This window comes from Nonomuraea sp. NPDC049480 (assembly GCF_044465905.1).
Classification (GTDB): Bacteria; Actinomycetota; Actinomycetes; order Streptosporangiales; family Streptosporangiaceae; genus Nonomuraea.
Genome location: NZ_JBITMD010000047.1, coordinates 1 through 25,541 on the forward strand (window position 1 = coordinate 1; position 25,541 = coordinate 25,541).

26 protein-coding genes and 1 pseudogene are annotated in these 25,541 nt (G+C 68.9%); 17 read left to right on the plus strand and 10 right to left on the minus strand.

The features are described 5' to 3' along the window. The first annotated feature begins 683 nt into the window (after nt 1-683). Complete coding sequence (locus tag ACIBX3_RS58265) at nt 684-1,934, plus strand: serine hydrolase domain-containing protein (protein ID WP_397129471.1); 1,251 nt, start codon at nt 684-686, stop codon at nt 1,932-1,934. 250 nt (nt 1,935-2,184) lie between these two features. Then, nucleotides 2,185-3,399, plus strand: coding sequence for an ROK family protein (locus tag ACIBX3_RS58270; protein ID WP_397129472.1), 1,215 nt, complete (start codon nt 2,185-2,187; stop codon nt 3,397-3,399). Between the two features lie 460 nt (nt 3,400-3,859). Here ACIBX3_RS58270 and ACIBX3_RS58275 read toward each other — a convergent pair whose 3' ends face one another. From ACIBX3_RS58275 to ACIBX3_RS58285, 3 genes are all read right to left on the minus strand, one after another. Further along, the gene (locus ACIBX3_RS58275; RefSeq protein ID WP_397129473.1) at nt 3,860-4,156 is read right to left on the minus strand and encodes a hypothetical protein; all 297 of its coding nucleotides are present in this window, start codon (nt 4,154-4,156) and stop codon (nt 3,860-3,862) included. Between the two features lie 54 nt (nt 4,157-4,210). Further along, complete coding sequence (locus ACIBX3_RS58280; protein ID WP_397129474.1) at nt 4,211-5,263, minus strand: protein kinase family protein; 1,053 nt, start codon at nt 5,261-5,263, stop codon at nt 4,211-4,213. A 252-nt stretch (nt 5,264-5,515) separates the two neighbouring features. After that, complete coding sequence (locus ACIBX3_RS58285; RefSeq protein ID WP_397129475.1) at nt 5,516-5,686, minus strand: hypothetical protein; 171 nt, start codon at nt 5,684-5,686, stop codon at nt 5,516-5,518. Between the two features lie 95 nt (nt 5,687-5,781). Between ACIBX3_RS58285 and ACIBX3_RS58290 the strand changes: the two genes are divergently transcribed. Further along, a complete protein-coding gene (locus tag ACIBX3_RS58290) occupies nt 5,782-6,075 on the plus strand; it encodes a hypothetical protein (protein ID WP_397129476.1) in 294 nt (97 codons plus the stop codon). A gap of 98 nt (nt 6,076-6,173) precedes the next feature. Here the strand turns inward: ACIBX3_RS58290 and ACIBX3_RS58295 are convergent, their stop codons facing one another. Continuing rightward, a complete protein-coding gene (locus ACIBX3_RS58295) occupies nt 6,174-7,358 on the minus strand; it encodes a serine hydrolase domain-containing protein (protein ID WP_397129477.1) in 1,185 nt (394 codons plus the stop codon). Further along, nucleotides 7,355-8,479, minus strand: coding sequence for an alpha/beta fold hydrolase (locus tag ACIBX3_RS58300; protein WP_397129479.1), 1,125 nt, complete (start codon nt 8,477-8,479; stop codon nt 7,355-7,357). Before ACIBX3_RS58300 ends, ACIBX3_RS58295 begins: the two co-directional genes overlap by 4 nt. A gap of 628 nt (nt 8,480-9,107) precedes the next feature. Here ACIBX3_RS58300 and ACIBX3_RS58305 point away from each other — a divergent pair. From ACIBX3_RS58305 to ACIBX3_RS58350, 10 genes and pseudogenes are all read left to right on the plus strand, one after another. After that, nucleotides 9,108-9,728 carry a hypothetical protein gene (locus ACIBX3_RS58305; protein ID WP_397129480.1) on the plus strand — a complete coding sequence of 207 codons (621 nt, stop codon included), beginning with the start codon at nt 9,108-9,110 and terminating at the stop codon, nt 9,726-9,728. Nucleotides 9,729-10,608: 880 nt separating this feature from the next. Next, entirely contained in the window at nt 10,609-12,318 is a 1,710-nt protein-coding gene (locus tag ACIBX3_RS58310; RefSeq protein ID WP_397129481.1) for a sensor histidine kinase, read from the plus strand. Continuing rightward, nucleotides 12,309-12,953 (plus strand): response regulator, encoded by a 645-nt coding sequence (locus tag ACIBX3_RS58315; RefSeq protein ID WP_397129482.1) that lies wholly within the window; start codon nt 12,309-12,311, stop codon nt 12,951-12,953. The genes ACIBX3_RS58310 and ACIBX3_RS58315 overlap by 10 nt, the downstream gene beginning before the upstream one ends. A 117-nt stretch (nt 12,954-13,070) precedes the next feature. Then, nucleotides 13,071-13,832, plus strand: a complete 762-nt coding sequence (locus ACIBX3_RS58320) for a hypothetical protein (protein WP_397129483.1) — start codon at nt 13,071-13,073, stop codon at nt 13,830-13,832. Nucleotides 13,833-13,845: 13 nt separating this feature from the next. Then, nucleotides 13,846-14,055 (plus strand): annotated as a pseudogene (locus tag ACIBX3_RS58325) (FAD-dependent oxidoreductase); the annotation flags it as partial. Nucleotides 14,056-14,180: 125 nt separating this feature from the next. Further along, nucleotides 14,181-14,525 carry a hypothetical protein gene (locus ACIBX3_RS58330; protein WP_397129526.1) on the plus strand — a complete coding sequence of 115 codons (345 nt, stop codon included), beginning with the start codon at nt 14,181-14,183 and terminating at the stop codon, nt 14,523-14,525. 67 nt (nt 14,526-14,592) lie between these two features. Next, nucleotides 14,593-15,285 carry a hypothetical protein gene (locus ACIBX3_RS58335; protein WP_397129527.1) on the plus strand — a complete coding sequence of 231 codons (693 nt, stop codon included), beginning with the start codon at nt 14,593-14,595 and terminating at the stop codon, nt 15,283-15,285. A gap of 1 nt (nt 15,286) precedes the next feature. After that, nucleotides 15,287-16,093, plus strand: a complete 807-nt coding sequence (locus ACIBX3_RS58340) for an alpha/beta fold hydrolase (protein ID WP_397129484.1) — start codon at nt 15,287-15,289, stop codon at nt 16,091-16,093. Then, on the plus strand, nt 16,086-16,259 hold the full coding sequence (locus ACIBX3_RS58345) for a hypothetical protein (protein WP_397129485.1): 174 nt from the start codon (nt 16,086-16,088) through the stop codon (nt 16,257-16,259). The genes ACIBX3_RS58340 and ACIBX3_RS58345 overlap by 8 nt, the downstream gene beginning before the upstream one ends. Further along, nucleotides 16,244-16,621, plus strand: a complete 378-nt coding sequence (locus ACIBX3_RS58350) for a hypothetical protein (protein WP_397129486.1) — start codon at nt 16,244-16,246, stop codon at nt 16,619-16,621. The genes ACIBX3_RS58345 and ACIBX3_RS58350 overlap by 16 nt, the downstream gene beginning before the upstream one ends. A gap of 63 nt (nt 16,622-16,684) precedes the next feature. Here the strand turns inward: ACIBX3_RS58350 and mihF are convergent, their stop codons facing one another. From mihF to ACIBX3_RS58365, 3 genes are all read right to left on the minus strand, one after another. Next, a complete protein-coding gene (mihF, locus tag ACIBX3_RS58355; RefSeq protein WP_397129487.1) occupies nt 16,685-17,119 on the minus strand; it encodes an integration host factor, actinobacterial type in 435 nt (144 codons plus the stop codon). An 859-nt stretch (nt 17,120-17,978) separates the two neighbouring features. Further along, nucleotides 17,979-19,037 carry a CU044_5270 family protein gene (locus ACIBX3_RS58360; RefSeq protein WP_397129488.1) on the minus strand — a complete coding sequence of 353 codons (1,059 nt, stop codon included), beginning with the start codon at nt 19,035-19,037 and terminating at the stop codon, nt 17,979-17,981. After that, complete coding sequence (locus ACIBX3_RS58365) at nt 19,030-19,488, minus strand: RNA polymerase sigma factor (protein WP_397129524.1); 459 nt, start codon at nt 19,486-19,488, stop codon at nt 19,030-19,032. Before ACIBX3_RS58365 ends, ACIBX3_RS58360 begins: the two co-directional genes overlap by 8 nt. Between ACIBX3_RS58365 and ACIBX3_RS58370 the strand changes: the two genes are divergently transcribed. Next, a complete protein-coding gene (locus ACIBX3_RS58370) occupies nt 19,405-19,755 on the plus strand; it encodes a hypothetical protein (RefSeq protein ID WP_397129528.1) in 351 nt (116 codons plus the stop codon). The two genes, ACIBX3_RS58365 and ACIBX3_RS58370, sit on opposite strands and share 84 nt — an antisense overlap. Before the next feature lie 176 nt (nt 19,756-19,931). Further along, the gene (locus ACIBX3_RS58375; protein ID WP_397129489.1) at nt 19,932-20,192 is read left to right on the plus strand and encodes a hypothetical protein; all 261 of its coding nucleotides are present in this window, start codon (nt 19,932-19,934) and stop codon (nt 20,190-20,192) included. On the opposite strand, the gene ACIBX3_RS58380 is transcribed toward ACIBX3_RS58375, so the two are convergent. Together ACIBX3_RS58380 and ACIBX3_RS58385 are read right to left on the minus strand one after the other, a co-directional pair. Then, entirely contained in the window at nt 20,176-23,334 is a 3,159-nt protein-coding gene (locus tag ACIBX3_RS58380) for a BTAD domain-containing putative transcriptional regulator (RefSeq protein ID WP_397129490.1), read from the minus strand. The two genes, ACIBX3_RS58375 and ACIBX3_RS58380, sit on opposite strands and share 17 nt — an antisense overlap. A 411-nt stretch (nt 23,335-23,745) precedes the next feature. After that, nucleotides 23,746-24,318, minus strand: coding sequence for a LysR family transcriptional regulator (locus ACIBX3_RS58385; RefSeq protein ID WP_397129491.1), 573 nt, complete (start codon nt 24,316-24,318; stop codon nt 23,746-23,748). Nucleotides 24,319-24,540: 222 nt separating this feature from the next. On the opposite strand from ACIBX3_RS58385, the gene ACIBX3_RS58390 reads away from it, so the two are divergent. After that, nucleotides 24,541-24,747: a hypothetical protein gene (locus tag ACIBX3_RS58390; protein WP_397129525.1), complete on the plus strand. Its 207-nt coding sequence runs from the start codon at nt 24,541-24,543 to the stop codon at nt 24,745-24,747. 202 nt (nt 24,748-24,949) lie between these two features. Continuing rightward, nucleotides 24,950-25,372 carry a PPOX class F420-dependent oxidoreductase gene (locus ACIBX3_RS58395; RefSeq protein WP_397129492.1) on the plus strand — a complete coding sequence of 141 codons (423 nt, stop codon included), beginning with the start codon at nt 24,950-24,952 and terminating at the stop codon, nt 25,370-25,372. Nucleotides 25,373-25,541 lie beyond the last annotated feature (169 nt).

Consider the following 25,541-nt stretch of genomic DNA (forward strand, 5'->3'; position numbering starts at 1 on the left):
GTCCTCCAGGTCGATCTCCGTCGATGCCTGGATCACAGTACTCATCAGGTGCGTTCTCCTTGATCAGGAGTTACACCGAAGACCGTACAGTCCCGACGGCCTGACCTTCGCCCGCCGAGGGGCACCATGAGGCATCAGAGCCCCCTGGCTTACCGTTCAATCCTGCGCGGTTCCTCTTCAACGTTCGGGGCGCTCACGGGTAAGAACCCGCCATTCGGAACCGGCAGGGAACGCGTGGGAAGCACAGAAGTACCACCTCAGACGCCATTTGGCGGCTCATCGCATGGTTCTTAACGGCACGCCTACTCGGCACGTCTCCGTGATCGCTCATGTACGTGATAACGATCCGCCATCACGTACTTAGGTCAAGACGTTCTGGGCCCGATTCGGAGTCGGTGGGTGGCTGCTCGACCGGGAAAAAGATCGGCTGAGCCGGCGTTGGCTGGTTGGTCAACAGGGGCAGGATCACGCGACGGACGCGCGGCCACCGTATTCAGGTGGCACCCTCCAGGAGGCGCCGGCCCAGCGGCCCAGGCGGTAAGGCAGGCGGTATGGAACACCCACCTTGCCCGGCCTGGCCGACGACGGCCACGCCGACTTGGTGCGAGAGCTGACTTCTGTCATGCGGGACCTGTGACACAGCGCACTGACCTCCGCCGAGCGGAGGGCTCATGCTGGGCGCCATGACCATTCGTCGATTCGGCACGCTCGCCTCGCGGCTGGGAGCCGCGACCCTGGCCGCCGCGCTGCTCGCGGCGGGACCCGTGGCCGCCGCTGAGGACGGCGGCCTCGACCGGCAGCGGCTGCGCCAGACGCTGAACGCCGTGCACGAGGCCGGCATGTACGGCATCTATTCGAACGTCGTGGACGGGGGGCGGAGCTGGAAGGGCGCCGCAGGCGTCGCCGACGTCGAGAGCCGCCGCCCGATGCGGCCCGAGATGGTGCACCGGGCCGGGAGCATCACCAAGTCGTTCGTCGCCGTGGCCGTATTACAGCAGGTCGGCAAGGGCACGATCGAGCTCGACGCGCCCATCGGCCGCTACCTGCCGGATCTGATCCCGGGTGAGCGCGGGCAGCAGATCACCGTACGCATGCTGCTCAACCACACCAGCCACATCGCCAACCACACCGAGGTGCTCTTCCCGACGGTCGAGAGCCTGGACGCCAACCGCTTCCGCGCCTTCCCGCCGGAGGAGCTGGCGCGGGCGGGGCTCGGCGCCCCCGCGACCGGGCAGCCGGGGGTGACACCCGGGGCGTACTCGAACACGAACTTCGTCATCGCCGGCCTGCTGCTGGAGAAGGTGACGGGCATGAGTGCCGAGCGGTACATCACCGACCACGTCTTCCGGAAGGCCGGGCTGCGGCACACGTCGTTCCCGCGTACGCCGTACCTCCCTGGGCAGAGCTCCAAGGCGTACGAGGCGCTGTTCGGCTACTTCGACCCGCCCAAGGACTACAGCGTCTACAACATGTCCTGGGCCTGGACGTCGGGTGCGGTCGCCTCGACGATGGAGGACCTCAACCGCTTCTTCCGGCTGCTGCTGCGCGGCGAGCTGCTCGACGCGACTCTGCTCGCCGAGATGCAGAAGACCGTGCCCATCCGGTCGTTCTCGGGCGCCGTGGTCGACTACGGTCTCGGGATCTTCCCCCTCGACCTGCCGTGCGGCAGGTTCTGGGGGCACGACGGGAGCATCCCCGGCATGCAGACCTTCGCGTTCTCCAACACCGACAGCGGCCACCAGTTCGCCTTCGGCACCAACCTGAGGAACTACCAGCAGCTCGACGAGAACGGTAGTCCTGTCGCGCACCCCATCGACTTCGCGATCGGGAACCACCTGCTGGAGGCGGCGTGCGGGCCTGACGCGGGGGCGGCGACCAGGGCGGCACGGCCGCTCCCGGCGATCGGCGTGGACGGGGGTACGGCCACACCGTGACCGGCGGCGCGGCGCGGGCGGGTCACCGATCGGCGGCCCGCCACAGCGCCGCCACCGCTTAGAGCCCGCCGGCCATGAACGACCTGGACTACTCCGTCGCGCTCGAACGGTCACTGGCCGCTCGATCAGGCACTTCCACGGCCTGGCCACCCGTTACGACAAGACCGCCACTTCCTACGTTGCCGTCGTCACCATGGCCTGCCTCCTGCTCTGGCTGTGATCATTTGAAGACACGTCTAGGCTGGCGGGGATGACGAGATCGGCGGCGGGCGTGCGGACGCAGGAGCAGATGCGGCAGCGGAACCTGAGTGAGGTGCTGCGGCGCGTCCATAAGGACGGGGCGGTCTCACGGGCCGCGCTCAGCCGCCGGATGGGCCTCAACCGCAGCACCATCATGGACCTGACCGCCGAACTCGCCGCGGCTGGGCTCGTCCGCGAGGGCGTCCCCACCGGGCGGGGCCGTGCCGGGCGGCCGTCCATCGTCGTCATGCCCGAGCGAGGGACAGTGTATGGGCTCGCATTCGACGTCGCCGTGGATCGGCTGCTCGCGGCCCGTGTCGGGCTCGGCGGCCGGGTCCTCGACCGCCGCGAGGCCGTGCGCACCCGCGCCGGGGTCGACCTGGAGGACGTCGTCGGCGTTCTCGCCACCTTTGGTCGCGAACTGGTCGTCGGGGCCGGTCCGGGCGCGTTGTGCGTGGGTGTTGGCGCGTCGTATTGCGGGTTGATCAGGCGCGCCGACGGCACGGTCCGGTACGGACCGCACCTCGGCTGGGTGGACCAGGCGTTCGGCGCGGAACTCGCCGCCGGGCTCGGCCTCGGGCTTCCCATCGAGGTGGGCAACGAGGCGCACCTGGGTGCGATCGCCGAGCACGTGCGCGGCGCGGGATGCGACGTCGACAACCTCATCTACCTGCACGGGGACGTCGGCGTCGGCGGCGGGATCATCGTCGGCGGCAAACTCCTGGACGGCGACGCAGGCTACGGCTGCGAACTCGGGCACATGCTGGTCAACCCGTTCGACGGGCGGCCCTGCCTGTGCGGGTCGCGCGGCTGCCTGGAGGCCGAGGTGGGGGAGGAGGCGCTGCTCGACTACGCGGGACGGTCCGACGAACTCGTCGGACGCGACGGCGTCCAGGCCGTCGTCGCCCTCGCCGGGACCGGCGACGCCCGAGCGCGGGACGCCCTCGACCGCATCGGCGACTGGCTCGGCGTCGGCGTCGTCAACCTCATCAACCTGTTCAACCCGGCGCTCGTGGTCTTCGGCGGGATGCTCCGCGATGTCTACCCGGGCGCCGCGCCACGCGTCCACGCCCGGATCGACGCGCATGTCCTGCCGGTGTCGCGCGAACGTGTCCGCCTGGCCGTGACGGCCCTTGGTGACGACACCACGCTCGCCGGGGCTGCCGAACTCGCCTTCGCCAACCTCCTGGACAACCCCCTCGGCACATTGGCCACCCTACGCTGATGACACTGGGGCCTGTTCTGAGTTCGGATCTTCAGGCGGGCCCAAGGTCCCCTTCTTTCATGAGTGACTCTTGGTGATCGTATGGTATCGTTCTGACATCAGCATGCCCCATGCCCAGGCGACGCGGGGCACCCTCCTCGGTCCCATAGCCGTGCACGCTGGACCGATGGCGTCCGAAAGGACGTGCCACGCGGGCCGGGGGCTTTGTCCACCGGCACCAGGACACGAAGACGATCGGCGCATGCCCGGCATTTCGCCGTGCACTGTTCCTGGGGATTCCTCAGGATCGCCAAGCCGATCAGAGACGCTTGGGATCCAGTAGGTGGCGCCTCGTACGGGTACAGCCCAAGTAAGCCGGAAAGGGGCAGTCTCCGGGTCTGGCACGATGACTCCGCCCGCCCGACAGTTACGGTCGAGCATGGCGGGATAGTCCCGGCGCGATAACGATCAGCAGCGCCTGTCAACCCTCCGGCCCCGGGGTCGGCTCCGGGACCGGCCTGCACCCGGCCGCGGCGGTCCCCTCCGCGCCGGACGCCAGGCGCAGCGTCTGCCACCCGTCGGCCGTTTCCTCCACCCGCCACCTCGGCGGCCAACTCCGCGTCACGCCCTCGGCCGGTGCCACACCCACGCCGTCCAGCTCAGCTCTCTCCAGGCCGGCGGCCCCGTCGAACCTGGCGTCGCGGATGGGAGCGCGCCGGTTGGCCAGGTCAAGGTCCTGGACGTTGTGGCGAGGACCATCGCGGCGAGTGAGCCTCACCGAGCAGAGCGTCCTTCCTGATCGGCGTGCACCTCCCCAAGCGGTGGGTGACCTTTACTCCAGCGGCAAGGCGTGCCGTCCGGCAACCTGACGGATCTCCTCCAGCGGGTACGGCGTCTTCCTGCTCTCACTCTGCAGATCGTGGTAGAAGTCGTTCAGCACGGTGGCCAGCGGGCTGTGCCGCGACAGCAGGGCCGCGACCCCGCCCGGCACGCCGGCCGGCCGCTGGCCTGCCGCCCATTCCTTCACCAGTTCGCGCCGCCCCTGCCAGTCGGCGCCGTGGAAGGCGCCGGCCAGCCAGTTCACCAGGTACGTCAGTGTGTAGGTGCGGTCGAAGGTGAGGTGCCGGCGATAGAAGGCCTGTTCCTCCTCTGACAGGTCGAACCGGATCGACACGGCCTGCCCGAAATCGGTCAGGTAGAAGCGCCGCCCGTCGGTGAGGACGTTCTCGAAATGCGCGTCGAAGTGCAGTAGACCGCCCGCGTTCATGAAGGACACGGCCTCACGCAGCCCCTGGTCCGCCAGGGCGCAGGCGCGGTCGGCGTCGCCCGCGCGCACCCGCTCGTCCAGCCACTGGTGCAGGTTGTAGGGGAAATACTCCAGGAAGAGCGTCAGGCTCGCTGGAGCCTCTGCCAGCGCTTCGAGGCGGCGGCGCACGCCGGGCGCGCCCTCCCAGAAGGTGACCGCCCGATCGATGTCGGCCAGCTCTCCGTACAGCGGGGCGGGCTCGGCGTCGGGCAGCACCCGCCAGTGATACAGCAGCGGGAAGCCGGGGAACCGGCCGGTCAGCACCCACTCGGTGGTCATCGTGTGCGCGGCCAGCTCGCGCCAGGCGCCGAAGCCGGGCGAGCCGATGCCGTACTGGCAGAAGGGCGGCAGCCCGAACAGGTCGGCCGTCGACTGCGGGTGGCGCAGTTCGGGCTCGGTGAGGGGCACGCGTTTGACGAAGACCGAGGTGCCGCCGACCTCGAGCCGCGCGGACGCCCCGCCGATGCCGGTGCCGAGGGGCACGGCCTCGCGCTCCAGCAACTCGGCCAGTTGCCGGTCGTCGTAGCGGGCCATGGCCGTGGAAACGTCTCGGTGGGTGGTCAGCCGCGTGTCCGTCATCGTGATCACTTTACTGGCCGATGACGGCCGCCCTTGCCTGGCGGCCACCCTGCCGCACTGCTTGCCGAGCTGGTCGTTGACCTCTTGGCGGCCCTAAACTGCGCCGTTCCAGCGACTGGTGCCCAGCATGTTGCGCGCCTGGCGGTACTTCCAGCCCTTCTTGTGCCGCCACGCGGGCCCAGGAAGCCCTTACGGGCGTTTCGGTCGAAACGCTTGCCCGGACAGGCTTACGCGCCTACGTGCCTGTAAAGATCATATCTCTTTGACCTGCTGAAATGAGGACAGGAACCCAAGATGACTGCGGCTCCAGCCGGTGCAGTTCCGCTCGGCCTCGGCCTCGGCCGCCGGCTCGGCGGCGGTGAAGGACCTCTTCAGCAGCCCGATGGCCACCGGCGCCGCCGCCAGTTCCGCCGGATCCGCCATCGTGCCCAGGCCCTCTCGAGTAGGAAATGTCCGGCGAACCGGGGTTACTGTCACATTTGTTAACACCGGTCGGTTGACCAGGTCAGTCTTGCTGGATGGCGGAGTTCGAGGGTGTGGCGTTCATCCGGTCGGATGTTGAGCGGTTCTGTGCCGAGCTGGTCGGGTTGGCTCCGGCGATCAGGTTGTGGCGGCTCGCGGAGTTGCGGGTGATGCTGGACGGCGTGGTCGCGGAGGCGTCGACGGCAGCGATGGCGGACGCTCGGGGGGAAGGTTGGGGGTTGCGTCGGCTCGGTCAGCATGCGGGGATGTCGCACGAGCAGGTACGGCGGCTGTTGGCGGATGCTCCGTCGGATGGCACGGCGCATGGGGCTTTGGATCAAGCCCCATGAGCGCCGGTGCTCTCGCCGACTTCATGCTGGCCCGGCTGCTCAAAGAAGAGCAGTTGACGACTGGCGCAGTGCAGGCGGTCCCCCGCCACGGCGAGTTGTCAGCGGCTGCAGTAGGCGCGGTTGAGCAGGTCGACGTAGGCCGTCCCCGCCGCGGCTTCCAGCGACAGGGGATCCTCGTTGATCATCAGGACGGTTTCGTGTCGGGTGTCTGGGCTGATCCAGGTGTAGATCAGGTATCCGGGGCTGTTGCCGCTGTGGCCCCAGGCGACGCCGCACGGGGTCCATCGCTGTACGCCGAGCCCGGAGCGGCTGGGCAGGTCGCTGTCGTCGACCTCGATGGTCGTCTTCATCTCGGCCATGAGGGCGGGTGAGAGCAACCGGCCGTCGAAGAGAGCACGGAAGAACGTCGCCGAGTCGTCCACGGTGGTGGTCAGACCGCCCGCGGCCCAGGCGAACGGATACAGGTAGGTGATGTCGAGGTCGGCCGGCGGTTCGCCCACGACGATGTAGCCGTGTGCGTGCCGGCCGGCGATGCCGGGCACGGTGGGCAGGCTGGTGTCGCGCAGGCCGAGCGGGTTGATGATGCGCCGGCGCAACTCGTGGTCGAAGCTGTTCCCGGTGACGGCTTCGACGACGTACGCGGCGAGGAAGTATCCGGTGTCGGAGTAGGAGTATCGAGCGCCCGGCGGGAACAGCGGCGCATGCTCGAAGGCGATGTCGATCAGTTGCCGGGGCGTCCACACGTGGCCGAGGTCACCCGCGAAATAGGGTTCGAGCACCCGGGGGTCGTCGCCGAAGTCGAACAGGCCGCTGCTGTTGTGCAGCAGGTGGCGCACCGTGACGCCGGCGCCGTACCCGTGCGGTATCACGCCTGGTAGCAGGCCGTCCACCGCATCGTCAAGGCCCAGGCGGCGCTCCTGAACCAGTTGGAGGACGACCGCGGCGGTGAACGACTTCATCTGACTCGCGGCGCGGAAGCGGTCGCCGGCTCGCATTCGCCGGCCGGTGGCCATGTCGGCCAGGCCGCTGGTCATCCGGGTGGTGCGCCCGTCGTGACGGTCGAGCAGGATCGCACCGGGCGCGCCGGCGGCCACGACCCGGTCGAGCGCGGCCTGTAGCTGCCGGTCGTTTCGGCCCGGTGGCGACGATCCGGACGCCGCCTCTGCCGGAAACGCCCCCGCGAGCACCAGTGAGACGGCGACCAGCAGCAGCACCGTCAGGCGGTGTCGGGCATTTCGTCGCGTGCGTACGGCGGACCGGCGGCCCGCGTCGAGACGGTTCATGGGGTTACTCCCTGTGCGGATGTGCGTGCGGTGCCGAGGTAGTGCTGGGTGAACCGGGCCACGAATGTGCGCTGGGCGGCCAACGCGCGGTGTCCGGCGCGCAGGTCATCGGCGGTGCCGGTGCTGAAATACCCTTCGAGCAGGGCACCTGTCGCGGGGTCGGCTCGCGTCGCCTGCGGGTTGAACACCACCCAGTCGGTGTAGCCGTAATGCAGGATCGCCAGCTCGCGAACCGGGTGCGGACCGCGCAGGTTTCCCAGGAACTGGGCGAGCAGCGCGTTGCCCTCCAACGGTTGCTGGGAGCTGAGCATGAGGCCGAACGGCTGGTCGAGCCCGGCCAGGAGTACCTCGCCGCGAGGGCTGCCGTCCAGGTCGACGCCGGCGACGATCTGCGGGTGGTGGAGCATCGTTTCAGCCGCCGCGGCGCCGCCGCGGGAGTGCCCGATCATCGCGATGGGGGTACGGCGGCCGGCCTCGGGCACCAGCCGCGACAAGGCGCCGAGCACAGTCGCGGCGTCGAGGATCCGCTCCTGGAAGGGGTGGGTTTCTGGGTCGGTACCGGAGATGAGCCTTCCGTCGGGTTCCTCCACCACGAGACTCTCATGCGGGTGGTCCATGGTGACGACCGCGTAACCGCGGCTGGCCAGGTCGATCACCTGCCCGGTCTGGAACGCCGCGAGCAGGCCGCCGCCGTGCTGGACGATGACGATACCGGCGATGTCGCGGCGCGGGCGGACATCCGGTGACGCGTGGGTGTCGATGTCCAGCAACCCGGCCGGCAGGCTGAGGCTCCGTTCCAGATACGCGCGGATGGCCGGCGACACGTACGGCGCTGATGGGCCGGGCCCGCTGTGTACGGCCGGGTACCAGATCCGCACCGGCAGACGTCGGGGCCTGCCGGTCTCCTCGTCCATCCGCGCCGGGTCCGTGACCGAATCCGATCGCACGCCGACGGGGTGTTGCCCGGTGGGCCGGGGCAGGCTCAATACCGGCACCGCCGCGCTCACGGATGTGCTGATCATGGCGGGAGCCGCGTACCCAGCTTGGGCCCCGAACATCACCACCGCGAGCAGCGCCGCCGAACGGATGGCGGCCTTGACGGCCTGGTTGGTGTGAGTCATGGCGTAGCCCTTCCTGGGCTGGCTCGTCTTGACCCGATCTTCGTCGGGCCTCCCTGGCGGGTTGCTCCTCACGTTGGCAGACCGGGACGCAGGGGATAAGGCGGGCTTCTAGCCGGTTCGGGGCCGGTTTTCTGGTATCTCACCGCCAGGCACGCTGCGGACCGGCGTACCTGCGCGACGAGTTGCGCGCACCAGCCCGGCCAGCAGGCCAGACCGGGGGCAGGTAGCGGTGCAGCATGGGAACACGCCGGAAACCGGCCTGGAAGCGGTGTTTCGCCCGAGGCGGCTCGCTGTTACTGCGGCACCCACGCGGGAGAGTCCGAGACCACGTTGATCCCGATCCGCCTGTAGATCTCCCCGAACTCCCTGTGCACCGGCGGCGCCTCGGGATCGTGTGCTCGCCCCGGCCAGAATCCCGTGACCATCCCGGTACGACGTCGCGCCGAGCAGCAGCGCGAACGGCTCACGGCACGACGGCGGGGTCGTCGTCCAGGGCCTCGGTACTGGGTGATCCGGCGGGCGGGTGACGCGGCCCACCAGAAAACCGGCCCCCGCATCAAGGGGTTTCCCGGCTTATCGTGTGCGATACCGGGTGCGACGGTGGATTTGTCGCTCACTTGGAGGAGCAATGACAAATCAAACCGAGCCTGTCGCCGCCGCTGTCGCCACCGGCCAGACACTGCCGTTAGCGAGGGCGGCCGGTCCGCTCACACTGGCCGCGGGCCTAGCGCTGGTCCTCACCCAACTCGTCCAGATCGCCACCTTGGACGTCGGCGACTGGGCGGCCACCCTCGCCGACCCGCTCTACGTCGGCAACGCCATCGCCCAGTTCATCGCGATGGCCCTGCTCGTCGTCGCCGCCGTGGCGATCTACCAGCGGCAGGCGGCGCGGGCGGGCTGGTTCGGCGTGACCGCGCTGATCACCGTCCTGCTGGGCACGGTCCATCTGGCGGGAGACTACTGGTTCGAGGGATTCGCCAGCCCATGGATCGCCCAGACCGCGCCGCAGATCTTCGGGCAAGGAACTTCGGGCGTGCTGCTCGCCGGCGGACGCTCGGCATACGTGCTCTTCGCGGTCGGATGGGTGCTCTTCGGCGCCAGCTGCCTGCGCGCCGGTGCCCTGCCCAAGGCCATCGCCATCACCGTCATCGCCACAGGGGCCGTCGCCGTCCTGATGGGACAGCCTCCCTTGGGCGTGCCCTTGGGGCTGGCCCTCACCTGGGCCGGCCTGTGGACGATGCGGTCATGATGCCCAGGCCACCTGGCACACCGGGAAGCCAGGCGGCCCCTCCGTGCCGCGTAAGGCGATGACCACGGCGCACGCACGTGCCGCCGTACCGCTTGGGCGTCCTGATCGGCCGGCTCCGGCGGCGGCGCGGGGCCGCGCCGCCTTGGCCTTGCAGGCGCTGGTGCAGGAGGGAGCGTCGGCGCGCTTACGGCCTTGGCATCGCGTGACCGCAGTGACCGCATCGGGGCAGCGCGGCGACCAGGGCCAGGTGCGCGGCGTCGGCGGCGCGCTTGCGCACACAGCGCCTGAGCGGCGATACCCGCGTACTGGCGGCCAACCGCTTGCGGGCCTGGTGCACCTGGCCGCACAACCCGAGCTCCAAGCCGAATCCCGGCGCACGAGGAGTGCCGCCGGACGGTTGGCTAGCTGACGGCCAGAGGGCGTGTCATGGCATGGCCCCTTCCGGGTCTGGTCTCAGGTCACAACCGCCCTGAGCCGGAGATGTTCAGGTCTTGCCGCTCCCGGATGGACGATCGTCCGCTTCTGCCTGCTGCCCGGTGGGCTGGGCGGACTGGGAGGGCGTTGGGTCGCCGGGGGGAAGCGGTGGGTCGGGCTCCTCGCACTGGGCTTCTTCGAGGGCGAGCGGTGGCTCGTCGTCTGGGTCGTCTTGGATGACCCGGGTCTTCATTGCGGCTCCCTGGCGGTTTCTCGTTGCTGTTCACGCTGGCAGGCCAGGGGCGTGGCGGGTAAGGCGGGCTGCTGGCCGGTTGGGGGGCGGTTTTCTGGTATCTCTTCGCCGCCAAGAGCCCTGGCAGGCGGTCGCCAGGGGGCGTAGCGTGTGCGCGACGCCTCCTTTCATCCTGGCCGTCGCCCTGCACGACCGTTGGGAGAGGGGTGATGGATGCCAGTAACCCCCCAGCGGGCACCGGGGCCTCTGCTGGTCGTTCTCGCCGTCGCGCTCATGGCTGGCTTGGCCGGTTCGATCGCTCTGGCGGTGGCCGTCGGCGCCAACCCGTTGAACGCGACACTCCTGTGTGGAATCTCCTTGTCGTATACCGTCAGCGGCCTGATCGCGTGGCGGCGCAGGCCGGCCAACCGGCTCGGCCCGCTCATGATCGTAACCGGCTTTTCCTCACTTACGTCGATGCTGTTCCCGTCCGGCAACGCCGTGGCGCACACCATCGGGCAGGCGTTGGACCTGCTGCCGCTGGTGCTCATCGTGCACGTGTTCCTGGCGTTCCCGACAGGCCGATTAGCCGGGCGGCTGGAGCGGGCGCTGATCGGCGTCGGCTACGTGGCGGCGACCGGCGTGCAGCTCGCCGTGATGGTGCTGGGCGGCTTGGAGCCGCACGTACTGCGGCTCGTCGAGGCGCCGGTCCTGGCGCAGGGGATCTACCAGGTGGAGCTGGTCCTGATCAGTGGGGTCGCCTTGACGGGGGTCGCGCTGCTGGCCGGGCGGCGCCGAGCGGGGGAGCGGCCGCCGCGACGCCCGCTCGCGCTGATGACCGGTATCTCCGCGCTGGCGCTGGTGATGATCGCGCTCCTGCTCCTGGTCGGGGTGTTCGCCGAACTCTTCTTCCCGACGATCCAGCAGATCTGCCTGGCGGTGCTCGGCCTGGCCCCAGTCGCTTTCCTGGCCGGGTTGCTCCAGGCGCGGCTAGCGCGGGTGTCTGTGGGCGATCTCGTGGTCGAGCTGCGGGCGGAACCCGCGGACCTGCGTGGGCCGCTGGCCAGGGCGTTGCGTGATCCGTCGTTGTCGCTGGTGTACTGGCTGCCGAAGTTCGGCAGCTGGGCAGACCAGGACGGCAAGCCCGTGGAGCTGCCCACCGACCGGACCGGGGTGACGCCGATCGAGCAGGACGGCAAGCAGGTGGCGGCCCTCATCCACGACCCGGCGCTCATCCACGAGCCGGAACTGCTGGAGGCGGTCTCAGCCGCAGCCGCCCTCGCCCTGCACACCGGCCGGCTGCAGGCCGAGCTGCGGGCCAACGTCGAGGAGCTGCGCGGATCGCGGGCCCGGGTCATCGAGGCCGGCCAGAAGGAGCGGCAGCGACTGGAACGCGACCTGCACGACGGCGCCCAGCAGCGGCTGGTCGCCCTGTCACTCAACCTGGGCATGCTGGAGACCAGGCTCGAGGGTGACGCCGACGCCAGAGCCCTGCTGGCCCAGGCCCGCGACGAGGTCACGACCTCCCTGGCAGAGCTGCGCGACATCGCGCGCGGCCTGCATCCGGCCGTACTCACCGCCCACGGCCTCGCCGTGGCGCTGGAGTCGCTGGCCGCGCGGGCGCCGGTCCCGATCCGCCTGACCGTCGATCTGGACGGCCGGCTCGCCGAGGCGGCCGAGGTCGCGGCCTACTACGTGGTCTGCGAAAGCCTGGCCAACATCGGCAAGCACGCCCGGGCGAGCTCGGCCACCGTGGACGTCACCCGGGTAGACGACCAGCTCGTGGTCGAGGTGGTGGACGACGGCGTAGGCGGCGCCGACACCGAGAGCGGCAGCGGCCTGCGCGGGCTGGCGGATCGTGTCGAGGCACAGGGCGGGCGGCTGCGGGTGTGGACCCCACACGGCGACGGCACCCGGGTGAGAGCGGAGATGCCATGCGGGTAGCGATCGCCGAAGACAGCGTGCTGCTGCGGGAAGGCCTCGCCCGGTTGCTCGCCGACGCCGGCTTCGACGTAGTGGCCCGCTGCCGCGACGCCGACGAGCTGCGCCACGCGATGCGCGTCCAGCTCCCTGACGTGGTCATCGTCGACATCAGGTTGCCGCCCACGCACACCGACGAAGGCGTCCAGGCCGCCATGGAGATCCGCGCCTCCCACCCCGGCATCGGGGTGCTGGTGCTGTCGCAGTATGTCGAGCTCGGCCTGGCCATGAAGCTCCTCGCCGACTCCGCGGAGGGCGTCGGCTATCTGCTCAAGGACCGCATCAGCGACGTCCCTGACTTCCTCAATGCCGTACGGCGGGTCGCGGCGGGCGGCTCGGCCATCGACCCGACGATCGTCTCCACGCTCCTGTCCCGGCGGCGCAGCGACGACCCGCTCGCCCAGCTGACGCCACGCGAACGCGATGTGCTCGAACTGATGGCCGTCGGCACCTCCAACCAGGGCATCGCCGACCGGCTGGTGATCACACTGCGCGCGGTGGAGAAGTACGTGTCCAGCATCTTCGGCAAGCTCGGTCTCCCGGCCACCGGCAGCGAGTCCCGCCGGGTGCTGGCAGTCCTGCTGTTCCTGCGCACCTGAGCGGGACACCAGAAAACCGGCCCCCTCAGCGGCCAGCCGCCCGGCTTACCCTCCTCGCTTCCCGCTGCGAGCGTGATGGCACGGCAAACAAGCCGTTCCAGCGAGGAGCCGCCGACCATGACCATCAGCGAGGCAACACCCACGTCCCGCCCGATCAACCGCCGCCCCCTGAGCGCAGGCCGCATAGCCGTAATCCTCATCGGCATTCTGCTCGCCATGTCCGGCCTGACCACGTTGGGCGGCGCCGGCGTCGCACTCGTGGTGGACCGGCAACAGGACGACGACGGATTCTTCACCGCCGGACCCGGACGGTTCACCACTGACACCTACGCCATCGCCGCGCCGTCGCTGGACTTCCGCACCGTCCCGCCGGACACCCTCTTCGGTCAGGAGATGCTGGGCAAGATGCGCATCCAGCTCGACCCCCTCGACCACGCCAAGCCTCTGTTCGCCGGCATCGGCTCCGCCGACGAGGTGGCCGCCTATCTCAGCAAGGTCAACCACGACGACATCGGAGACCTCGACTTCGGGCCGTTCGGCGTGAGCTACACCGAACGCCAGGGCGGCGCGCCGGCCACAGTCCCCGCGGAACAGAACTTCTGGGTCGCCTCCGACACCGGAACCGGAGCGCGAACACTGACCTGGCAGATCGTCTCCGGTGACTGGGCCGCGGTCATCATGAACTCCGACGGCTCGGCGGGCGTGCGGGCCGATCTGCGCGCCGGCATGAGCGTTCCCGCCGTCAGCGTCGCCGTCACCGTCACGTTCGTGGTCGGCGCCCTGGTGCTGCTCGTGGGCACCGGGATGGTCGCCCTGTCCGTCGCCCCCCAACGCCGACCGAGGCCGCGGCGGATGCCGCAGTCCGGTAGCGAAGGCTGATCGAAAGCCCGCGATGGCCATCCACGACAGCCCCGTGACCGTGGTCGGCGGCGGGATTCGCGGACTCACCGTCGCCCTGCTGCTGGCCGCGTCCGGCGCCCGCATCACGCTGATCGAGCGGGTGCCAGAACCCCGCGAAGCCGGGGCCAGGCTGCTCCTGCAGCCCAACGGCCTCGCTGTCCTCGACGCCCTGTTCCTCGCCGAAAGTCTGGAACGTCACGGGCACCGCTCATCGGCGCGGTCGTCCGCACCGCGACCGGCCGGATCGTTAACGCGACCCTGCCGCACTTCGGTCCCGGCCAGGATCACGCCCTGGCCGTACGGCGCGGCACCCTGTATGCAAGCCTGTTGCACGCGGTCCAGGCCGACCTCCCGCGCACGATCGAAGCCGAACTGGTGGTGGGCGCCGGCGGCACTCACTCGGTCGTCCGCGAGGGCGGCGACTTCGGTGCCGTCGCGCGCGACACCGGCACCGTCTACGTGCGCGGCATCGTCCACGGCGACGATCTTGGGCTGGAGGGCGAATACTGGACGCCGCTCGGCCTGTTCGGTGGCGCGCCGATCGGCGCCGGCACCTACTTCTACGCCGCCGCCCACGCTCCGGCCATCGCCGAGGCCCTGGCCCGGCGCGACCTGGCCGTCTTCCTGCGACACTGGACGCAGGCCCTGCCGCCGAGCGCCGCGCCGCTATGACGATCGCCGCCGTCCCTGGGTACGCAAGGTCCAGGATGTCGCCGACCGGCTCGCCCGGCTCAGCGCCATGACCAGCCCAGCCGGACGGGCCGTACGCGATCGCGGACTGCGCCTGCTCGACCGCCTGCGCCCGCTGACCACCCACCGGGCCCGCATCGCCCAGCAGGAGGACCCCCGCCTGCTCAGGGACGCGCTGGTCCGATCCCTTGAAGGACGTGACATGTCATCAATCGCTGAATGGGTCGACGCCCTCGGAACGTGGGCGTGGGACCGCCATCACAACATCCTCAGCTGGTACGTCCGGCCGCTGTTCCTGCTGCCGTTCTGCTACTTCGCCTGCAAACGCAGCCTCATCGGGATCGTCCTCACCTTGGTCGCGCTGGCGACCAGCATGGCCTGGTTCCCCGCGCCCGACCGGCCCGACCCCGCGGTCGTGGACATGTTGCGGGCCGAGCGCGACTACCTGCTCGGGGAGTGGACGGCCGCGAAGGTCGCCATCGCCCTGCTCGTGCCGCTTATGTTCGCCGCCCTGGCGCTGGCCCTGTGGCGGCGATCGATCCGATGGGCGCTGGTCGTCATCAACGGAGCCGTGCTGTTCAAGATCGCATGGACGTTCTGGTTCGGTGACACGCAGGGCGCCCTGGCCCACCTCACACCTGCCCTGGCCGGGCTCGCCGCCGTGAACGTCGCCATCGTGGTCGCGGGCCGCCGGCTCAACCGGCGCCGGTCCGCTCCGGCCCTGCCGGAAAGGACGGCCTGACATGACCACCGCATCCGGACTGCTCCGCGACCGGTTCCCCTATGTGCGCTTCGGCGCGGGACCGCACACCCTGGTCCTGCTGACCGGCCTCGTCCTGGACAACGAGGTGCCCGGCACGCTGACCGCGCAGGCCTACACCCACGGTTTCCGCCGGTTCGCCCGCGCTCACACCGTGTACATCCTTCAGCGCGGCCACGGGCTTCCCGACGGGGCCACCACCCGCGACATCGCCGGCGACTACGCCAGGCTCATCGGCGACGAGATCGGGCCCGCACGGATCATCGGGATGTCCACCGGCGGGATGGTGGCCCAGCACCTGGCGCTCGATCATCCCGGCCTGGTCGAACGCCTCGTCCTCGTCGTCACGGGGGCCCGGCTCGCACCGGCCGGCGAGGAGATCTGCCGCCGCTGGCTCGACCTGGCCGCCGACCGCCGATGGCGGCGGCTACGCGGAGACCTGGCCACCGCCGCGGTCGACGGTGCCACCATGCGGCGCCTCGCTCGGCTGGCCGGATCGCTGACCGGAGGCGGGACGCCGCCGGCCACCCGCCAGGCCGACTTCCAGACCACCGTCGCCGCCGTGCTGGGCCACGACACCCGGACACGGCTTCCCTCCTTGGAGATGCCGACGCTTCTCATCGGCGGCGCCGAGGATCCGTTCTTCCCTGCGGCGTATCTGCGGGAGACCGCCGCCGCCATCCCCGGCGCAACCCTGTACGTACACGATCACAGCGGCCACGGCCTGCCCAAACAGCGGTCCGGCCTCGTGCAGGATGAGACGCTCGCCTTCCTGGACCGGCATGCCTGACCTGGTGGCCGAGGTCACGGAACCGGGCTGCTCGGCGTCGCCGCGGATCTGGAGCGCCTGCGTGCTGCCCTACATCGAGATCACGGACCTGCGCCGGACCGGCTTCCGCACGGTCGCCGCGCCGCCGAGCTGCTCGAACGTGGCCGCGGCGTGGGAGAGCAGCTGATGCGGGCCGCCGCGGGAGCCGCCAGCGGGAAGCTGATCCGCTGGGAGGTGGCCGAGGCCAACGTGGCCGCGCAACGGATAGGACAGCCGGGCCTGAAATGGGCGATGGGCGAACCCCTCGAGCAGGAGACGTTGCGCGCATCGAAAACGGTGCACGGCCCGGCCCTGCACCCCGACGTGATCATCACGACCGGCGGCGAGGTTTTCCGGGACCTCGCCGCCGGCCGCTCAACCCTCGCCGAAGCGATCAACAACGGCGCCGGCTCCGCCTCCGGCGACCAACATGCCCTGCGCCGACTGCACCAGCTGTTCAGCCTCCCACGCCCGCAAACCCGATCAGCGGCAAAAGGCCCCGCGTCATGAAGCCGGCCCTGCGACATTCCCAGGCCCTCGCGCAGATCCCGGATGAGCTCTGCGATCCGGCAGTCACCCCGACCTGCGCAAAGGGGCCAGAAGGGGGGCCAACATCATCCTCGCCCCGCTGACGAGGTCGTCGGCTGCCGCGGCACGGTGGTCTCCTTGTTCAGGTGTCCGCGCAACCGCCTGCAGCAACCGATGACACTGCTGCTCGCCCAGCCCACCGACCCGCCGATTCTCCGCCACACCACACATCGCCATCAACGCGGCGACCTTCGCCGGCCCGAGCCCCGGCAGTGCACGCAACAGCTGAGACACCCTGGTCTTCCTCACGATCTCCTGCTCGTCGGCTCGGGCCAAGACCTCAGCGAGACTCGTCGTCCCCGACCGCAACTCGGCGAGAAGCTCGCCACGCACGCACCTGGCCTCCGCGGCTTTCGCCAAGGTGTACGCCCGCTGTTCAGGGGTCAACGCCGTCAACGCCATCAGACGCCCCCTCCTCATAGATCAACTACTGTGCGGCGGACAAATACCCCTGTGCCACGCTCCGTAGATCACTATCAGCCGGTATGTCAAAAATCGAGGCCGGCTCGTTCTGCATCTCCTGCCGTGATCCGCGATGCCCTCCTTTGCCACACGCCGGCACTCGGAGGCTTAGCGGGAATTTCCGGCCGGATATGACCGGGACCCCGAGACGCAGGTGTAGAGCAAGCTCGTGCTGGCGTGCTCGTGTCCGCCTGGGAACTGGACGAACAGTGGGCCGCGGCCGGGCCTTGATGAGGTGGGTGGCGTAGATCCGCCTGAGCCCGTGGACGTCCAGGCTGGGGGTCGATGTCGAAATCTACAATGTAAAGGCGGCTGCTTCCAGCAGAAACTACCGATAGGGAGAAGCTGCCGCCTTTCCGCAAGAGGAGGAAGGGCCGAGGGCGGATCGACAGCCCTTCTCTACCATCTGTCGAGCGGCCGGTTCGTTCAGCTCCAGCGTGGTGCGGTTCGCTGAGATGTCACTACCGAGCCCGGTCTTGTCCGAGTGCCTCGCGCAACTCGGTGGTCACAGCGGTCTCGTCGGCTTGGGACGGCACGAGCCACTCGTCGGGGCGGCCAGGCGACCGTGTGGGGGCCGGGGGAGTGGCGTCCTCGAAGTCTTCTCGATGTGGCCGGCCGCTTCGGAAGCGCGGTCGGCGCGCAGGTTCGCCATGGTGATGAACGGCCTCTCGGTCAGCGCGACGCCGCGGGCGCCGGTGAGGGATAGCGGCGCTCAAGGCCAACTCCAGACCGCCGATGTTGCTCGTGCTCGCTGTAGGAGAACCCCAGCAAGATGATCTTGCCGGGATTTCCTGTACGCACCTACTCACGTTCGGTGTCAGGGACGCTCGCCGGGCTTGTCGACGAGCGCTGAGCCCAGCTGTGCCGACCAGCCCAGCACGTCGCCCTTTTTGATGTGGACGGACGTGTGCGAGTCGGTCTCTACGTTCTTGCCTGGAGGCGGGACCGTGTGGTCGCTGATGGAGATCCGGCGGTTGCCGAGGTAGCGGTAGGTGTCCCGATCGAGGATGATCTCCTGCCGGATGTAGCCCTCGCTGATGACATACAGCGCCAGTCCGTGCCGTCCCTGGGCGTCCACGGAGTCGGGGAGCATCTTGACGCCGGGCATGCGGGCCAGGGCGCCGTACAGGGTTGCCTGCAGTTGAGGAGGCACGTGGTACGACTTCAGGATCTCCGAGACCAGGTTGAACGCCGCGATGCCGCGTGGTGTGTCGATGATGCCGTTGCCGATGAGGACCGGCCCGTCCTCGGCCTGGCCGGTGCCTCTCTCTTTGATCCGCTCGACCTCGGCGTACAGGGCGGCCAGCGCGGCGTCGGGGTCCTCGGGCAGGTCGATGAGCACTTTCGCGGTTGGCTGACGCGTGGGTACGAAGACGTTGTCGTTACGGGGCGGAACCTTCCCGTCCACGGTGCGCCATTCCTCGTACGAGGTTCGCTTGCTGCCGGGGCCGAGCACTCTTCCGTCGATCTCGACCATGAGGGTCTTGACGTAGACCCATTCGCCGGGCGTCAGTGTGACGGCGGGCTGGTTCCGGGCCGCTGCCTTGGCGTGCAGGGCGACTTCTTGTACGTTGACGACGGCTCCGCCGGGACGGTTTGCCCGCATGTCGCTGGGATGGCTCGTGGACGCGTCGTTCGGATGGTCTGCGGGTGGGCCGTCCACATTTTGAGCGATGGTGATGCCGATCGCGACGGCCGCGGTGAGGGCGCCGACCACCGCGACGGCGCCCACCAGCGGAGGGGAGAATCGCGGTGCGCGCGCTCGCCGCGGCTCGTTGATCTCCGACAGTAACCGGGCTCGCCCCTCGTGTACGGCTGTGCGGCGAGTTGGTGTTACGTCGCGGCAGAATTCTTCCAGCAGCTTCAGTTCATCCATGGTGTGGCTCCTTCAGGGTCGCGCGCATCTTCGTGCGGCCTCGGTTCATGCGGGAGGAGACGGTTCCGATGCTGACGTCCAGTGCTCGGGCGGTCTCCTTGTAACTGAGGCCGGCGGCCAGTAGGAGGAGGACGTCGCGCTCGCCCGCGTTCAGGTGTGCCAGGGCGGCCGCGAGTTGCTTCCGCATGCCCTGGGCCGATAACCGGTCGGTTACGGCATCGAGGGTCTCGGCGGCCGGATCCACGCCGGTCCGGGCGATGGCCTTGAAGAACCGGACCTCGGAGCGGCGATGGCGGCTGATCAGGTTCGTGGCGATGCCGTACAGCCAGGGGCGGGCATCGGAGAACGTCGGGTCGTATCGCTCACGTTGCCGGAACGCCCGCAGGAATGTTTCGGCCATCAGGTCGTCGCCGACGTCTGGGCCGAGTCGTCGGGCGATGTAGCGGTGTATCTCTGCGGCGTGCCGGTCATAGAGTTCCGCGAACCGTTCCGGTTCGCTGCAGGACGCCTCGATCAGAGCGGCGTCATCGGTCGTGGAGAGGGGGCCGGGGATCATGCCGGTTTCGGCTTTCTCATGGAGCTCCTTGGGGAAATGACTTCAACTCCCTTTTCCCGGACGCATCCGCCGTCTTCCAAATCCTTCCGGCTGCTGCCGCTGGAGCATCAGCGGTCGCACTCCGGCCAGGCGCAGGTTTTCGTCGCATCCTGGCGCGAGTGATCGTCAACAACATGTCCGTAGGTTCTGGCCCCGGCTGGCGGCTGTGCGGCGCGGCTGGGCTGGATCGTGGTGCTTCATGTCGACGGCCTTCAGCTTGCGATGTCGGTCACGGTGGAGGTCGGGGTGTTGAGGATGCCGTCGAGGGCGGGGTGTGCGGGTAGGCACTCTGGATCTGGATGTGGTCGGGGCCGGGGGGCAAGGCCGGCGCCGACGGAATCCTCCGTACGCGCCTGCCGGAAGGCGCGGGCATCGCCGGCGTCCCGCTGATGCTCTTTCCCTTTCTGAGCAGCGCGTTCGTGCCGATCGTCGAAACTCTGGGCGGGTTGCTGACCGGCACGCCATCGGCGGGCTCGGCCATTATGGCGATCGCCTGGTGTGTGGGGCTGGCGTTGGTCGGCTATCTGTGGGCTCGTGCGACGTTCATGAAGCGAGCGTGATTTCGGCCAGCTCACGCCAATCCCGCTGCTGTCCGTCGCGGGTCGCCTGGGCGAACACAGTTTCGCCGAGGCGATTTCGGGTCTCCGCGGCGATCCTGGATACGTCCGGCTGCGAACGATCCGGCGTACCGCGTACGGCGTCGCTCGCCGCGAGCAATCGAACGGCCTGCTTGTACTGTCCCTGGCGCAGCGCGAGATCCGCGATCCCGATCAACACCTCGGCGATCGTCGGTGGATGGGTGTGCTCCATGGCCGCGGCCGCGCGGAACGCCTCGGCCCGATACGCGCGGGCCTTGTCGAGATCCTCGGTGAGGTAGGCGTACAGGTGCATGGTCGTGGCACGGACGGAGTCGACCATTTCCGCGTCGCCCAGTACCGCCCGCATCGTGGCCAGGTGCTGGTGTGCCTTGTCCGGCTCGCCGCGCCAGCGTGCCAGTTGCGCCTTCGAGAGTGCCAGGTCGGCAAGCGCGTCCGGCCAGGCGATCCCGTCCGCGCACCGCTGTGCTTCTGCCATGGCGGACGTGCTGGCTGGCTCGTCGCCGAGCAGCCAGTACAGCTGAGCCTGCCGTGCCCGCACGCCGACCACGTCCTCGGTCGCGCCTACCTCGGTCAGCACCGTGGCCGCCTCTTCGTAGTGCTCACACGCACGTGCGAGCTCGCCGCGCATGGTGAGCCGATCGGCCAGGAAGGTCAGCGCGAACGAGATCCCCATCCGGTCGCCCAGCGTGCGGAACTCGGCAAGGGCGATCTCGGCGTCGATGTCCACGTCGGTCTCGTCGCCGCCGAGCGTGAGCCGGAATCGGCCGCGAGTGAGCCTGGCCTGCGCGCGCACCCACGGATCGTCGCCGGCGATGAGCGGCTCGAATGCGGGCAGGAGCTTCGTCGGGTCCTGCAGCGTCAGCTCCAGCAGCCCGGCGAACCCGAGCAGCGGGTGGCGGGACCCGCTGCGCTGGGCGAACCGGTGCGCCTCGTGGATCCATTCCCGTGCCTGATACTGATCGCCGCTGACCCCGGAGGTCACGAAGATTGTCACCATGAGGTACGCGATGGCACGCGCCTCATCGGTCGCCTCACCGTGCAGGGAGGCCGCCGCGATGCTCAATTCGGCGCCCTCGGCCCTGTGTCCGCTGAGGTACCAGTACCAGCCCGCGGCCGCGACCAGCCGCATCGCCTCCTGGGCCCATCCCTCGGTGATCGCCCCGCGCAGGGCCGTACTGATGTTGTCGTGCTCGGCCTCGAGCTTGGACAGCCACTCCACCTGCTCGGCCTTGCGTAGGTGCGGATCGGCCGTCTCGGCCAGCTCGGTGACGTAGGCAAGGTGCGCGCGGCGCGCCTGCTCGGATTCCCCGGCTTCGGAGAGCCGGTGCGCCGCGTATTCGCTGATGGTGTTGAGCATGCGGTAGCGCGGCGTGCCCTTGCCGTCGGCGAGCAGCAGCGACTTCTCGATCAAGGCGGTCAGCACGTCGAATACGTGCTCGCCGGCGACTGTCTCGCCCCCGCACACCTGTTCGGCAGCTTCCAGGCTGGCCCCGCCGGAGAAGACCGAGAGCCGTCGCAGTACGCTGCGTTCGGCCTCGGTCAGCAGGTCCCAGCTCCAGTCCACGACCGCGCGCAGCGTCTTGTGCCGGGGAAGCGCTGTACGGCTGCCGCCGGTCAACAGGTGGAATCGGTCATCGAGCCGGCGTGCCAGCTGATCGATGGACATGGTGCGCAGCCGTGCCGCGGCCAGTTCGATCGCCAGCGGCATCCCGTCGAGTGCCCGGCAGATCCGCGCCATGGCCGACAAGGTGTGCGCGTCGGAGCCGATGTCCTTGCGCACCAGTTCCGCGCGGTCGCGCAGCAGCCGCACTGCGGGGGAGGAGCCGACGTCGGCGGGGTCGGCTCCTTTCGCGGGCAGCGTGAGTGGCTCGACCTGCCACAGCACCTCCCCGGTGATGCCGAGCGGTTCCCTGCTTGTGGCCAGGATCCGCAGCCTCCGGCACTCCCCGAGAAGCCGGTGCGCGAAGGCCGCGGCCGCCTCGATCATGTGCTCGCAGTTGTCCAGGATCAGCAAGATCGCGCGCTCCCGGATCGCGGTGATGAGCCGATCCATCGGTTCGCCGTCTCGCGCACCACCGAGCAATGCCTGGTCGCGCAGGCCGATCGCGGTAAGGGCGGCCTGCGCCAGCTCACCGCCCGCCCGTACGGAGGCCAGTTCGACCAGCCACGCCCCATCGGGCAGTTCGGCGAGCATCGTCCGCGCGGTCTCGGTGGCCAGCCTTGTCTTGCCGGAGCCGCCCGCTCCCGTCAAGGTGATCAGCCGGTGCTTGATGGCCAGGCCGGCGAGTGTGGAGATGTCGTCGTCCTTGCCGACGAAACTCGTCAGTTCGGCGCGCAGGTTCGTCCTGTGGTTCTCCGTGCGCTCGCCCAGTTCGCCCCGCAGCAACGCGGTGTGCAGCGCGGACAGCTCGGCCGATGGATCGGTGCCCAACTCCTCGGCGAGCCGTTCGCGCGTCCGCTGGTACACGGTCAACGCCTCGTTCCCACGCCCCGCCTCGGCGAGTGCTCGCATCAAGGCTGCCACGAACCCCTCTCGCAGCGGATGTGTGGCGACCAGCTCGGTCAGCTCGGAGACCAGCTCCGAGCCCCGGCCGAGGCGAATGTCCGCATCGACCCGATCTCCGAGGGCGGCGACGTAGAGTTCGTCCAGGCGCGCGGCCGTGGCGTCGAACGCATCGCTGTCTCGCAGTGCGATGTCCGCCATGGCTGTACCGCGCCACAACGCCAAGGCCGAGCGCAGCAGATCCGCCCGCGCCGCGGGCTCGGCGGCACGGGCTTGACCGACCAGGTGCTCGAATCGGCACACGTCCACGGCATCAGGAGCCACGGCCAGGCGGTACCCGCCGGAATCCGCCTCGATCACACCGTCCGGCAGCACCCGGCGCAGTCTGGACACCAGCGCCTGTAAGGCATTCGCTTCGTCCGCGGGCGGTTGTTGCCCCCAAATCCAGTCCACCAGCCTGGCACGCGTGACGATCCGGCCAGGTTCGAGGGCGAGTGCGGTCAGCAGTGCGCGCAGCCGAATCCCTGGAACCTCCACCACGGCCCCATCGCGGTTTCGGACCTCGAACGGTCCCAGCAATCCGACTCTCACATCAGTCATTGTGGCCGAACCGTGGTGATGATCGACCAGTCGCCGCTGCGCGCACACTGTCGGCCTTCATCGGGTCATTATCATCGCAGGTGGGGCGGATGTGGTGGATTTCCGGCGGATGCTACGGCGACCCCGTCGAACATCGAGAACGGGACTGCTGTTGCAGGGTGTATCAGAAAAGATCGATTTCGTACAAGATCAACAGCGGAATCGCTGACACTAGGTATTCTCCTGGTCTTGGTGCGCGATGCCGGTCGCTTTCTGCCAGAACCCCAACCTCAGGCCGTCGCCAAGCAGCTCGCGGGTCCTTCGACAGGGGGCTGACGGTCGCCCTGTGTCGCCATCGGATCGCCCGTAGCTGTGCATCGGTCCTCCGAGCCGTTATCCATACCGTTCGACATGCTCTGGAAGGTTTCGATATCAATCCGATCGTCGCTGGCTTTGAACCGCTCGACGCCCGGCTGAGAAACGATCGGACCGTCGGGTCGTGCCGGTGTCGACGCTGAAGCAGCTGGTACCCGGGTTAGGTCCGGGCTGGTGGAGCTTGCTGAGCCAGCTCACGCGAGATTTCAGATCGCCGATCTGCGCCTCGTCCGGCTCCGCTTCCGAGATCCTGATCTCGCAGTTGGGATGCTCGTCCCGAAGGCGGCGCAGCACGGTGGGAAGGATCATGTTGGAGACGCTCTGCAGGGTGCCGACGTCGATTCGGCCATCGCCGGCCTTGAATCGATCAACCGCATGTCCCAGCGCTTCGGCTTTCGACGGCAGCTCCCTGCCTTGCTCGGGCACCACGGCTCCGAGAGGAGTTATCCGCACCGGCCTTGGACCACCGGGCCGGTCAAACACTGAGCCGCCAAGGGTCTTCTCCAGTGCTGCGATGTGCTGGCTCACGTTCGACTGGGTGTAGCCCAGTCTGTTCGCCGCTCGGGAGAACGTCCCCTCCTCCGCGATCGCGATCATCGTCTTCAGCTGCCGCAGGTCGACGTCGGCCATAGCTCCATATATCGCATATTGCGATGGATATGATCGTAAACATTCGCTTTTTTCGATCGCTCATCGCTTCTAGCGTCGACGGCATGACAGTCTCCACAACAACAGTCGACACCGGTGAGGGGAACCGCACACGCAGGCCACCGTTCGGGCTACCAGTCCTGGCGTGGATGGCTCCGACGGCGGCGGGTGCCGTGGTGGCGGCTGCGGGCATCGGCGAAGCGGATGGGCTGGACCGTGCCCTGGTACTCCTCATATGGCAGCGAGTTCAACCACGCCTCCACGTCACCGGCGACGAGTCCGTCGCGCCGGTCGAGCACAACTGCCGCTACCAGCCGAACTCCTGGCCATGGGCGACGACGGCACTGGCGAAGGCCACGGCCTCAGCGCCTTCCTCCGCGGCGAGGCAGACGAAATCGCCGCCCTGGGTGACGTCTCATTCGATGCCGTCCGCCGGATCCCATATCCCCCATCACACGGTCAGGCGCTCGTCAGAGATCCCCGGCGCCCGGCTCTTCCAACTCCACACGCGATCCACGAACACGCCGGTGAGGCGCGATGAAGCCGGCCGCGAGGCTGTAACGGAGCGCCGCCGGCGGGGAATCGCAACATCGAAACAAAAGGAGACACGTCAATGACGACAATGACCGACAACGAATGGCGATCCTTCCTCACAGCGGGAACAAGGCTTGCCCACATAGCTCTCACCCGCCGCGACGGGCGACCCCACGTCACCCCGGTCTGCTTCATCCTCGACGGCGACGAACTCGCCTTCGCCCTATCCCCTGGGAGCGTCAAGGGCAAAAGCCTGGCCCACGACCGGCGAATCGCGCTCTGCGTCAGTGATGAGCGGCAACCCTACAGCTTCGTCTCCATCGAAGGAGAAGCACACGTCTCGGCCGAGCCGGACCAGGTCAAACACATCGCCGCACGCATCGCCAACCGCTACTACCCCTCCCAATCCGCCGAGGACCTCGCTGAATCATTCGTGCAGGAAGGCTTCACCGCAGTTCGCATCAGCATCACCAACGTCATCGCTCGATCCGGGCTCGGCTGACACGCCCCACGCCCGAAGAGTCCGAGAACCATGGACGCCTTCGCGCACTCTGCCGTTGACGAGGAGGGGCGGCGACCGGGGCGGCGGTGCTGTTTGGGGATGAGGTGCCGCCAGCGGTCCCGGTCGAACTGGCGGCTGATCGCGGCGGTCTCGCCGAGCTGCGGGAAAA